Genomic DNA, 12,110 nt, shown 5'->3' on the forward strand with positions numbered 1-12,110 from the left:
AAAATAGGGTCGGCGACGCCCCAGCCGGTTCCAGGTTTTGTCGCTCATGTGTCCGATGATGGGCTGCACCACCAGCCCGGTTACCGGAGCGGCAATCCATAAAATGGGAATATTTTCCACTTCAGCGCCGAGGGTTTCAAATATGCGGCTTACGTTGGCATTTTGCAGGGCAAACCCAAACTGAATTCCCAAAAAACCGAAACTCATGTTCCAGATTTGCCAAAAGCTAAGAGCAGGTTTCTTACTCATAACAATTATTTTATGTTATAACTGGCTACAATGAAAATTGCAACAAACGGATGTTTGTCTGCTCTGCAGTTGTGAGGTAACTTATGATGTTTTGCCGGAACAAATATAAGGGATAAAATATGGAATCTCCAAATTTATTTTTGCGCTAACCTGCTGATAACAGGCACATTTTGGGCTGAAAGACTTGATTCAAACGTTTGCGGAAAAATTTTGGGAGGCGTGATTTTTAATCGCGCATTAGATTAAAAATTCCGGGTTGTACACGAAATGCGGAAATGCAATTCGCGCCACCCGTTTAAGAAACCTGGCTTGACCCCCGCACAATTAAATTGGCATTTAACACTTTGGTTTCACAGGGATAATCTTCTTTTGAAAGAATTCGTTTCAGCAACATGCGGGTGGCCACCGTTCCCATTTCGTAGCCGTGCTGATCGACCGAGGTAAGCGTGGGGTCGGTAATTCCGGAGAACCGTCCGTCGGAAAAGCCGACAATGGCCACTTCGCCTGGAATTTTGATTCTCCTTTTTTGCAGGGTTTGCATGGCGCCGATGGCGGTTAGGTCGTTCACGGCAAAAATACCGTCTATTTCAGTACCGGATTCCAGAATTTTAAGCACTGCCAATCTGGCTTTTTCAAAATTGTCGGCATCGTAAACCAATGACTCGCCCAGGTTCAGTCCTGAGTCTTCCAGCGCTTTTTTATATCCTTCTTTCCGTTGCTGTCCAATGAGCAGGTTTTGCGGTCCGGCAAAGTGGGCGATACGTTTTTTGCCTGAATCAATAAGATGACGGGTGGCGCGGTACGCTGCATCAAAATCGTCGATAATCACCTGGTCGGCTTCGAAACCGGGAACAATGCGGTCGTAAAACACCAGCGGGACTTCGTTTTCGCGGATTTTCTCCAGGTGGCTGAAATCTTTTGTATCCTTTGAAACCGAAACCAGGATTCCGTCAACCTGACTGGCCAGCAGGGTTTTTACGTTGGCTTTTTCGCGTTCGCCCATCTCGTTCGACTGGCAAATGATAACGTTGTAACCTGCATCGTAGGCAACATCTTCAATGCCGCTAATAACCGATGAAAAAAAGTAATGTACAATTTCAGGAATAATAACGCCAATGGTGTTGCTACGCTGCTGCTTAAGGCTGAGCGCTACAGCATTGGGCTGGTAGTTCAGTTTTTCGGCCAGTTCGTTCACCGCGCGTTTGGTTTCAACGCTTATGTCGGGATGATCTTTTAATGCTCTCGAAACCGTTGACGGAGAAACTTTTAGTTCCCGGGCAATATCTTTTATGGTGGCAAAACCTTTTTTCATTCACCTGCTGACAGTTGATTTTCGGTTTTAAAAGTAACAAAATAAAATGATTTTTAAACGTGGTAGTTCGTTACAACAATCTCATTAATCGCATGTCGTTTGTGTGCGGCAGAATTAATTGCCCGCCTGGCCGGAACCCGGAAAATCTGAAATTCTTTATACAATTCGTCAAAAAAATGGTCATCTGCATTGTGGTTTTTGGGGTCGGAATTGCTCAGCATCTGTTTTATCCCTTTTTGGTTTAATTCAGAAAAAAGCGTTGCCAAAGCTATTTGTTCGGGGTCGCCAAAACTGTTTTTGCTGTATGCGGTAAAGCTCGATGTTTGATTCAATGGCCGGTAAGGCGGATCGTAATAAACAAAGGTGTTTTCGTTCACCCTGTTTTTAATTTCCCTGAAATCGGCTTTTTGTATTTCGGCAACCGAAAGCAGTTGGGAAACTTTTACCAGGTTTTCGGCATCCAGAATTTTCGGATTTTTGTATTTCCCCTGCGGAACATTAAATCCGCCTTTGGAATTGAACCGGAACAACCCGTTGAAACAGGTGCGGTTCAGAAAAATGATTTGTGCTGCCCGTTCCATCCATTTTGCTGAAAATCTGTTGTAGTTTATCTTTTTCTTTTTCGTATTGAATTGGTCACGTACTTTGTAATAATATTCTGTACGTTTTTCCTCGTTCAGATTCAGGTATTGGTTCTGCAACACGTTCAGTTGTTCAATCAGGGTTTGCACCTCTTTTTGAATGACCAGATAAGTCAGAATCAAATCCTCGTTATTGTCGCACAAAAGGGCCGATTTTACAGGGTGTTTTTGTACGATGTTGAAAAAAACAGCTCCCCCGCCAACGAATGGCTCGCAAAAAGTTTCAATTTTCCCCTCACTGAGTTCTTTGGGATAGAATTTCTGAAAGGCTTCCAGTAACTGCCCTTTTCCGCCAGCCCATTTCAAAAAGGGTTTTGCCGGGATTTCTTTTTCACTTTTTTTTATGTTGTTTTTCTGATTGGTCATTTTAAAATGATTGAACGGTAAAAATACCAAAACAAATTTCGGTTTGAAAATCAAAATACCAATTCTGATTTTTTGGCCATAATTACCTACCGGATCCTACCTGTTGTTAAACATATTCGGCGCAAACGAAACCGCAAACGTTTGCGGTTTTTCGCATGTTAAAAAACGGTAAATATCCTTAACAATTTATATACATTCGCATCGGATTTTTGCTTTGCTCAGGCAAAAACATGAAGTAACTTATTGATTTATTGCCAATTTTAAAATTAACTATTTGTTAATTAAACCGTGTAAGTATTATTAATTAATAACATTAAAAATGAGTATCATACGTAAAAACCTAAAGTTTTTTCTGTTTTTGGTTGCGCTGTTTACTGTTGTTTCAGTATCGGCTCAACAAAAAACAGTAACGGGTAATGTTACCGATGCAGAAAGTGGGGAAACATTGCCCGGTGTTACAATTGCCGTTATGGGAACTACCAGAGGAACAATTACGAATTTCGATGGTCAATTTTCCATTGATGTTGAAGAAGGACAAAAACTCTTTTTCTCATTTGTAGGATATACATCTCAAGAAATTCTGGTGGGAAGTAGCAATGTAATTAATGTTCAATTAGTTCAATCGCTATTTAAACTTGACGAAGTTGTAGTTATTGGATACGGACAGGTAAAAAAGGAAGATGCAACCGGTTCGGTAGAGGCTATTAGTACCGAAGATTTTAACCCGGGAGCAATTACCTCGCCACAGGAACTGGTAACCGGTAAAATTGCCGGTGTAAATATCACCTCAGGTGGCGGTTCGCCGGGTGAAGGCGCAACCATTCGCATCCGCGGTGGTTCATCGCTTTCGGCCAGCAACGACCCGTTGTTTGTAATCGACGGAGTTCCGGTTGACAACGACGGAATTACCGGTATGAAAAACCCGCTGAGCACTATTCATCCAAGCGATATTGAAACCTTTACCGTTTTAAAAGACGCCTCGGCAACTGCTATTTACGGTTCACGTGCATCAAACGGGGTAATTATTATTACCACCAAACGCGGAAGAAAAGGAACTCCGCTTGGTGTAACCTACAACCAGTTCTTTTCTTTGGGAACGCATGCCAACAAAATTTATCCGCTATCTACCAGCGAGTTCAAGTCAATTATGAACGAACGGTACGCAAATAATCCCAATGCGCTCAGACTTATAGGCAATTCAGATACCGACTGGCAAAATGAAATTTACCGGCCGGCTTACGGGCACGATCATAACCTGAGCGTTACCGGCAATATCAGTGAAATGCCATTCAGAGCATCGGTTGGTTATTCAAACCAGGAAGGTATTCTGAAAACAGACGGAATGAATCGATTTACAGGTTCTTTGGGATTCAGTCCTTCATTTTTCGAGGATCATCTTCGCATCAACCTGAATGTGAAAGGAATGTTGATTAACAACCAGTTCGCCAACCGTGGAGCAATTGGTTCGGCCTACAGCTTTGACCCCACTCAGCCGGTGTACAATGGAAGTCCTTACGGCGGTTTTTTCACCTGGGTACAGCAAAATGGCGACCCAATTCCTATTGCCAATATGAACCCGGTGGCACAACTTCAGCTACAGGATGACCAGTCAACTGTAAAAAGAAGTATTGGAAATGCCGAATTCGATTACCGGTTTCATTTTCTGCCCGACTTAAGGGCCAACCTGAATTTGGGATATGACATTTCCGGTAGTGAAGGTTTCACTAAAGTTCCGGAGTATGCTCCTTGGGCCTACGACAAACTTAGAGGTGGCGGTACCGACACAAAATATTCTCAGGACAAAAAGAATATGCTGCTCGATTTTTACCTGAACTATGTGAAAAACATTGATGCCATCGACAGCCGTATTGATGCCATGGCGGGTTATTCATGGCAACACTTTTGGCGGGCAGGAGAATCGCGAAGCACAAACGTGAAAGGTGATAATGTGTATTCTGAAACCGACTATGAAACTGAAAATTACCTGGTTTCTTTTTTCGGAAGATTGAATTATACTTTTAAAGAGAGATATTTGGCAACATTCACTTTACGTAACGATGGTTCTTCCCGATTTTCACCAGATACCCGCTGGGGTTTATTCCCATCGGTTGCACTGGCATGGCAAATTGCAGAAGAATCATTCCTTGCCGACTCGCGCACCATTTCAGACCTGAAACTGCGTCTGGGTTACGGGATTACCGGTCAGCAGAACATTACCGACAATGATTATCCGTATATGCCACGATATACTTTTGGCGAACCCACTGCAGCCTACCAGTTTGGAAATTCCTATGTGACCACCATCAGGCCCGAAGGCTACGATTCCAACATTAAATGGGAGGAAACCACTACCTACAATATAGGGCTGGATTATGGTTTCCTGAATAACAGAATTTCAGGTGCTATTGACGGTTACTACAGGGTTACCGACGATTTGATTAACTTCATTCCTGTTCCGGCAGGTACCAATTTAACCAACATGATTTTAACCAACGTAGGTGATTTGGAAAACCGGGGGATTGAATTCAGCATTGATGCTATTCCTGTTTCAAGGGAAAATCTGAGCTGGAATATCGGATTTAACATTTCGTATAATGAAAATGAAATTACCAAACTAACCGCAATCGACGATCCAACATACATTGGTGTGGAAACAGGAGGAATCTCTGGTGGCGTTGGAAATAACATTCAAATCCACAGTGTTGGATTCCCTGCCAATTCATTCTTTGTGTATGAACAGGTTTATACTCCGGAAGGAAAACCGGTTGAGGGACTTTACGTGGACAGAAACGGCGACGGTGTAATTACCAACGATGATAAATACCGTTACAAAAAACCTGCAGCAGATGTATTTATGGGCTTCTCAAATAAGCTTTATTACAACAACTGGGACTTTGGATTCAACGGCAGGGTGAGCCTGAATAACTATGTGTACAATAACATTTGGTCTGGCCAGGCTACCTATAATAATCTGTACAATTCGGTTGGTTATCTGAACAACATCAGTAAGGCTGTTTTTGATTCAGGTTTCGAAAACCCGAAATATTTCTCAGATTACTACATTCAAAATGGTTCGTTCTTAAGGCTCGACAATATCAGCCTGGGTTATACTTTTACCAATTTCTACCAGGAACGAATGAAAATAAGGCTTTACGGAACCGTTCAGAATGTATTCGTTATAACTGATTACGAAGGACTTGACCCGGAAGTTAGCGGTGGTATAGACAATAACATCTATCCGCGTCCGCGTACATTTGTGCTTGGTGTAAGTATTAATTTTTAACCGAAAAAGCAAGGAATAATGAAAACAAAAATTTATAACATATTTATTGCGGTTGGACTGGCTGTTCTCGTAGCTTTTTCATCGTGTATAAACGATTTGGACACGACACCACTAGATAAAGACGTGGTTACTTCAGAGAATGTTTATGCCAACCCAGAAAATTACAAAAATGTGCTGGCCAAACTGTATGCCGGGTTGGCTGTCAGCGGTCAGGAAGGACCTGCAGGAATGAATGACCTGAGTGGTCTTGATGAAGGTTTCGGTCAGTACCTGCGTGCCTTCTGGTATGCACAGGAATTGCCAACCGACGAAGCTGTAATTGCATGGAACGACGGCAACTTGCGCGATTACCAGGAAATGGACTGGAGTTCGAACAACGAGTTCATTTCCAACATGTACTACCGTGTTTTTTACCAAATTGCACTTACCAACGAGTTTATCCGAGAAACCACTCCTGAAAAACTGGATGGCCGTGGAATTGACGGTACTTTCCGCACCGACATTGAACTTTACCGGAATGAAGCCCGCTTTTTGCGTGCATTGAGTTACTGGCATGCCATCGATATGTTTGGCAATGTGCCATTTGTAACTGAAGAAGACGCAGTTGGGTCATTCTTCCCGGAACAGATTTCACGTGCCGACCTGTTTAACTACATTGAATCGGAACTGCTGGAAATTGAAACACAGCTTACTGCTCCCGGCCAGGTGGAATATGGCCGTGCCGATCAGGCTGCTGTCTGGACCTTGCTGGCCAAATTGTACCTGAACGCAGAAGTTTACGTTAATCAGGCAAAATATACAGAATGTATTACCTACTGTAATAAAATTCTAAATGCAGGTTTTTCGCTTGAGCCGGAATACCAGCACTTGTTTTTGGCTGATAACCACACATCAAACGAAATCATTTTCCCTATTACCCAGGATGGAAACCGCACCAAAACCTACGGTGGCGTTACTTTTATCATCAAAGCTGGTTTAGGTGGAAGTATGGATCCGGCAGAGTTCGGAGTTGACGGTGGCTGGGGTGGAACCCGTGTAACCAAAGAGTTTGTGGGGAAATTCCTGAATCTGGAAACGTTAAAAAGCGCCCGGATTCCTCTTAAAAGTGCTATGGATTACCCTGTTATTTATGTGCCCGGAGGATATCAGGATGAAAGCGGATACAGTGAAAATGAATGGGCGCCCGACCAGGCTCCAACGCTGGCATCAAAAAATTCTGACAACAACTACGAAGGGTATATTTATTTCAGTGAAGCCAATGCAGAATTCAAATTTACGGCAGGCCCTAACTGGGATGTAAACTGGGGCGACGATAACGGCGACGGAACACTTGAAGCCAACGGTGCAAACCTGAAAGCTCCCGAAACAGGCATGTATAAAATTAATGTCAATTTGAACAACTTCAGTTATACCATGGTAAAAACCGATTGGGGGCTGATTGGTGATGCCACCCCCGGGAGTTGGGATAACAGCACACCCATGGAATTCGATGCTGAAGAAAAAGTGTGGAGTGTGGTTATTGAACTGGGAAGCGGTAGCTATAAATTCAGAGCAAACGATGCCTGGGACATTAACTTTGGAGATAACGGTGCTGATGGAACTCTTGAATATGGCAGCGATAATATTGCGGTTGCCGAGCCCGGAAAATACCTGATTAAACTCTATCTGAATACTCCTGATTATAGCTATACTGCTGAAAAATACAGCTCCGATGGCCGTGGCATGTTCCACACCGATGGGCAAACGCTGGAAATTGAAAGTATGTTTGAATTCACCAACGGCTACGCTGTGAAAAAATGGAAAAATGTTACCAGAGACGGACAAACAGGTTCCGACATTGAATTTGTGGACACCGATTTCCCGCTGTTCCGTCTGGCTGATGTTTACCTGATGTATGCCGAAGCTGTATTGCGCGGAGGTTCAGGTGGCGATGCTGCAACAGCTTTAAATTATGTGAACATGATTCGCACGAGGGCTTATGGTGATGAAGGCGGAAATGTAACTTCTGCTGACCTGACACTCGATTTCATTTTGGATGAACGTGCACGCGAATTCTACTGGGAAGCCCAGCGCCGCACCGACCTTATCCGTTTTGGAAAATTCAGCGGTGGCGATTACCTGTGGGAGTGGAAAGGTGCTGTGAAAAACGGAAGATCGATTGATGCGAAATTCAATATTTTCCCGATTCCTGCTGCCGATGTAATTGCAAACCCGAATCTTACGCAGAATTCCGGTTATTAATTTTTCAATTTAAAAATGAATAGCAATGAAAAATATTAAAAATTTAATTTTCGTTTTCCTGGCTTTCTCGCTGTTGTATGCCTGCGAAGAAGTGGAAAGAGAACCAGTGGTAATGCCGGGTGATGCGCCTGTTATGAGCCAGCCGACCGCTGGAACCCAGGTGGTATTTCAAAGGGTAAATGCTGAAGAAGAGTCTGTAACTTTTACCTGGAACGAGTCTGATTTTGGTTTTCCAAGCGCCACAGTTTACAACCTGTTTGTTGATGAAGCCGGAAACAATTTCAACAATGCAATGGAACTTGCAACAACATCAGAACTTTCGGTGAGCATTTCTCACGCAACTTTAAACGAAAAACTGATGACTATGGGCTTGCCGGCAAACGAACCGGTCGCCATTGAGTTCAGGGTGGAAGCAACTGTAAATCCGAAATATTCACTGTACTCGCAACCGGTAAACATGACGGTAACACTTTATGCTGCATCGTTCCCGCCTATCTACATGATTGGCGCAAGCGTTGGCGGCTGGGATACCAGCAAAGCAGTTGAAGTGGCTTCTGCTGGCGAACCCTTCCAGTACATCACAATCTGGAATTTCGATGCATCAAACGGTTCAAACTTCCGGTTCTTCAGTCAACCCGAATGGAGTGCTTCACTGGGTGGATACGATGTATTTACCAGCTATCCGGAAGATTTGCTCGAACCGGCAACAGGAGACGATGATCCGAATTTCAATTTTATTGGAACAGCCGGATGGTACGAAATTAAAGTGAATACCGAAACCGGAACCATTGAAATGACAACAACAGACGAGCCCGGCATGTACCTTACCGGCGATGCCACACACGGCTGGAACTGGGATGAACCGGTAACCGCACTGACATACATGAGCTACAAAATATGGGAAGGCGATGTTGCTTTTACACAAGACGGAGCATTCAGGTTATTTGGCCAAAAAGACTGGGGGCCAACCAGCTACGGTTACGATGTAGTGGTGAATTACGACACGGATTACATTGACATTGCAGAAGGGCATGGCGATCCAAACTGGTTTTTCCTGAAACCTTCGGGAACATATCACGTAGTGGTAAATTTGAGAACAAATACGATTGAAATCAGTGAATAATTTGGCCACTTCTTTTATTCACCAATTCAGGAAGTGGATTGATTGTTAATTTACCTAACAAGAGTCATCGGGAACCTTTCTGATGACTCTTTTTTTTAAATACGAAAAAGGAAACGATTATGAATACATTGAAAATTTCCATTTTGACGTTAATACTGGTTATCCCTTTATTTATGAAGGCTCAGATAACTACCGACCCTGCTTTGCCAGTGGCCACACAAAAAGTTACCATCACATTCGACTCATCAAAAGAAAGCAGACTGGGTTATTTTACCGGCGATTTGTATGCCCACACCGGCGTTGGAATTGAAGGGAAAGGCAACTGGCAAAATATAGTTGGCGGTGGTGATAGTTGGGGAAAAAACGATGTTCAGCCCAAACTCACCCACAAGGGAAACGGAATTTACGAACTCGAAATTACACCTGACATCAACACCTTTTATTCGATGGACAGCGGTGAAAAAGTATTGAACATGTCGTTTGTTTTTCGTTCAGCCAACAATTCGCAGCAGACCAATGATATTTTTATAGATGTCTATGAAGAAGGTCTGGTAGTTCAAATTACCGAACCTGCCACAAATTCAATTTTCCCGAAAAACCAAACTGTGAACATTTCAGCCCAATCATCGGCAGATGTAAACCTGAGAATATACCTCAATGAAACAATTCTGACACAAAATACAGGGACTACTATTTCAACCACACATACTTTTTCTGAAAGTGGAAATTATTGGCTGATTGCCGAAGCATCGGTTGATGACGTAACCGAAAAAGATTCTGTGCAAATTTTTGTTCGGGAAGATACGACAGAAGAAACACTGCCGGAAAATTACCGGAAAGGAATTAATTATACTTCAGACACTTCAGCCGCACTGGTTTTGTATGCTCCTTTTAAAGAATTTGTGTTCGCTTTGGGCGATTTTAACAACTGGGAACCCCAAAACGAATATCAGATGAAAAATGACGGAGATTATTTCTGGCTCGAAATTTCGGGACTTGAAAATGGCAAAGAGTATGCATTTCAGTATTTTATTGATGGAGAAATCCGGGTAGCAGATCCTTACACCGAAAAAATCCTTGATCCCTGGAATGACCAGTATATCAGTGATGAAACATACCCAGGACTTCTGGCTTATCCCGAAGGAAAAGCCGAAGGAATTGTATCGGTACTGCAACCCGGGCAGGAGGAATATCAGTGGGAAGTATCTGATTTTCAAATTCCGGAAAAAGAAAAACTGGTAATTTACGAATTGCTCATCCGCGACTTTATCGAAGAACATACCTTTAAAGCTGTGCGCGAAAAACTGGATTACCTGGAAGATTTAAACATCAATGTGCTGGAATTGATGCCCGTAAACGAGTTTGAAGGCAATAGCAGTTGGGGCTACAATCCTTCGTTCTATTTTGCGCCCGACAAATATTACGGTCCGCGCAACGAACTGAAAAAACTTATTGACGAGTGCCACAAACGCGGAATTGCAGTGGTTATCGACAAGGTGCTGAACCACAGCTACGGCCAAAGTCCGTTGGTACAAATGTACATGGACAACTGGACCATCTCGCCTGAAAATCCCTGGTATAACGTGGAATCGAACTTTAAAAATTCACAGTTACGTTGGGGGTACGATTTTAACCACGAAACCGATGCAGTAAAAGAACTGGTTGACAGCGTGAACAGTTTCTGGATGACCGAATACAAAGTGGACGGTTTCCGGTTCGATTTTACCAAAGGATTTTCCAATACACCGTTTGGCGAAAATAGCTGGGGCAGCGAATACGATGCTGCGCGTATTGCCAATTTAAAACGCATGGCCGATGAAATTTGGAAACGGAAAGAAGACGCATTGGTTATTTTTGAACACCTCTCGGATAACACCGAAGAAAAAGAACTGGCCGATTATGGTATTTTGATGTGGGGAAACATGCACGGCAGTTACCGTGAAGCAGGCCGGGGAAACATTGGCGCTTCCAATTTAAGCTGGGGTATCTATAATAGTCGTGGCTGGAACGAGCCAAACCTGGTTACTTATGCCGAAAGTCACGACGAGGAACGGACCATGGTGGACTTGCTCAGTTCCGGTTTTATTGAAGGCAATTACAACATCCGGCAAATACCAATAGCCCTCGACCGTGTGGAACTGAATTCGGTTTTTCTGCTGCCATTGCCCGGCCCTAAAATGATTTGGCAGTTTGGTGAACGCGGATACGACGTTTCCATCGATGATTTTGGAGGACGGCTATCTGAAAAACCTCCCCGCTGGGAATACCTTGATAATTCAGACCGCACCGATTTATTTCGGGTAATGGCACAACTGAATTATCTGAAACAGACTTACGAAGAATTTACACCCGAAAGTTTCGATTACAACCTGAGCGGACAAGTGCGTTGGTTTCGGTTAAGTCACAGCGGAAACCATGTGTTTGTCGTTGGGAATTTTGGCACCACATCAACCACCGCAGAAGTTACTTTCCCCGATACCGAAAAATGGTACAACTTTTTCGCACAGGATTCCATAGAAGTGGAAACCGCAGCGCAAAGTTTCTCCATGCTGCCCGGCGAATACCGGTTGTATTCCAATCGTAAGCTGACAAAAACACAGGTGGTAACCGACGTGACTGAAATTGTTAATATAATGGACGATATTCACATTTACCCGAATCCAGCTAATGATGAGGTGACTATATCTTCCGAAAAACCATTGTCAAAAGTTGAAATCTATTCGGTTACCGGCACGATGGTCAACCAACTTAACGTTTCTCATGAAAATCAGGTAAAAATATCAACTGGAGACTACACTCCGGGAATCTATTTTGTGCACATTCTTCAGGAAAATAAACGGACAACGAAAAAGCTGATGGTGAAATAAAGGATGGCATCGCTTTGGGCGATGCTAT

The 12,110-nt window shown here is 43.3% G+C and carries 6 protein-coding genes and 1 pseudogene; 4 read left to right on the forward strand and 3 right to left on the reverse strand.

Annotation, left to right across the window (positions count from 1 at the left end; translation table 11 throughout):
• The 3 genes and pseudogenes from ACESMA_RS06610 to ACESMA_RS06620 all read right to left on the reverse strand — a co-directional run.
• Positions 1 to 249, reverse strand: a pseudogene (locus ACESMA_RS06610) (MFS transporter); the annotation flags it as partial.
• Positions 250 to 544: 295 nt separating this feature from the next.
• Positions 545 to 1,561 (reverse strand): LacI family DNA-binding transcriptional regulator, encoded by a 1,017-nt coding sequence (locus ACESMA_RS06615; protein WP_372947991.1) that lies wholly within the window; start codon positions 1,559 to 1,561, stop codon positions 545 to 547.
• Between the two features lie 53 nt (positions 1,562 to 1,614).
• Positions 1,615 to 2,568: a DNA adenine methylase gene (locus ACESMA_RS06620; protein ID WP_372947992.1), complete on the reverse strand. Its 954-nt coding sequence runs from the start codon at positions 2,566 to 2,568 to the stop codon at positions 1,615 to 1,617.
• Positions 2,569 to 2,887: 319 nt separating this feature from the next.
• On the opposite strand from ACESMA_RS06620, the gene ACESMA_RS06625 reads away from it, so the two are divergent.
• The 4 genes from ACESMA_RS06625 to ACESMA_RS06640 all read left to right on the forward strand — a co-directional run bounded on the left by ACESMA_RS06625 (position 2,888) and on the right by ACESMA_RS06640 (position 12,082).
• A complete protein-coding gene (locus ACESMA_RS06625) occupies positions 2,888 to 5,851 on the forward strand; it encodes a SusC/RagA family TonB-linked outer membrane protein (RefSeq protein ID WP_372947993.1) in 2,964 nt (987 codons plus the stop codon).
• Positions 5,852 to 5,869: 18 nt separating this feature from the next.
• Positions 5,870 to 8,092 (forward strand): RagB/SusD family nutrient uptake outer membrane protein, encoded by a 2,223-nt coding sequence (locus ACESMA_RS06630; protein WP_372947994.1) that lies wholly within the window; start codon positions 5,870 to 5,872, stop codon positions 8,090 to 8,092.
• 25 nt (positions 8,093 to 8,117) lie between these two features.
• Positions 8,118 to 9,215 carry a SusE domain-containing protein gene (locus ACESMA_RS06635; protein WP_372947995.1) on the forward strand — a complete coding sequence of 366 codons (1,098 nt, stop codon included), beginning with the start codon at positions 8,118 to 8,120 and terminating at the stop codon, positions 9,213 to 9,215.
• A 119-nt stretch (positions 9,216 to 9,334) separates the two neighbouring features.
• Positions 9,335 to 12,082, forward strand: a complete 2,748-nt coding sequence (locus ACESMA_RS06640; RefSeq protein ID WP_372947996.1) for an alpha-amylase family glycosyl hydrolase — start codon at positions 9,335 to 9,337, stop codon at positions 12,080 to 12,082.
• Positions 12,083 to 12,110: the final 28 nt, after the last annotated feature.

The sequence above is a fragment of the Mariniphaga sp. genome (assembly GCF_041687215.1).
Classification (GTDB): Bacteria; Bacteroidota; Bacteroidia; order Bacteroidales; family Prolixibacteraceae; genus Mariniphaga.

Coding starts and splice junctions, on each gene's coding strand:
- ACESMA_RS06615 (WP_372947991.1), bottom strand. CDS start 1,561: ATGAAAAAAGGTTTTGCCACCATAAAAGATATTGCCCGGGAACTAAAA.
- ACESMA_RS06620 (WP_372947992.1), bottom strand. CDS start 2,568: ATGACCAATCAGAAAAACAACATAAAAAAAAGTGAAAAAGAAATCCCG.
- ACESMA_RS06625 (WP_372947993.1), top strand. CDS start 2,888: ATGAGTATCATACGTAAAAACCTAAAGTTTTTTCTGTTTTTGGTTGCG.
- ACESMA_RS06630 (WP_372947994.1), top strand. CDS start 5,870: ATGAAAACAAAAATTTATAACATATTTATTGCGGTTGGACTGGCTGTT.
- ACESMA_RS06635 (WP_372947995.1), top strand. CDS start 8,118: ATGAAAAATATTAAAAATTTAATTTTCGTTTTCCTGGCTTTCTCGCTG.
- ACESMA_RS06640 (WP_372947996.1), top strand. CDS start 9,335: ATGAATACATTGAAAATTTCCATTTTGACGTTAATACTGGTTATCCCT.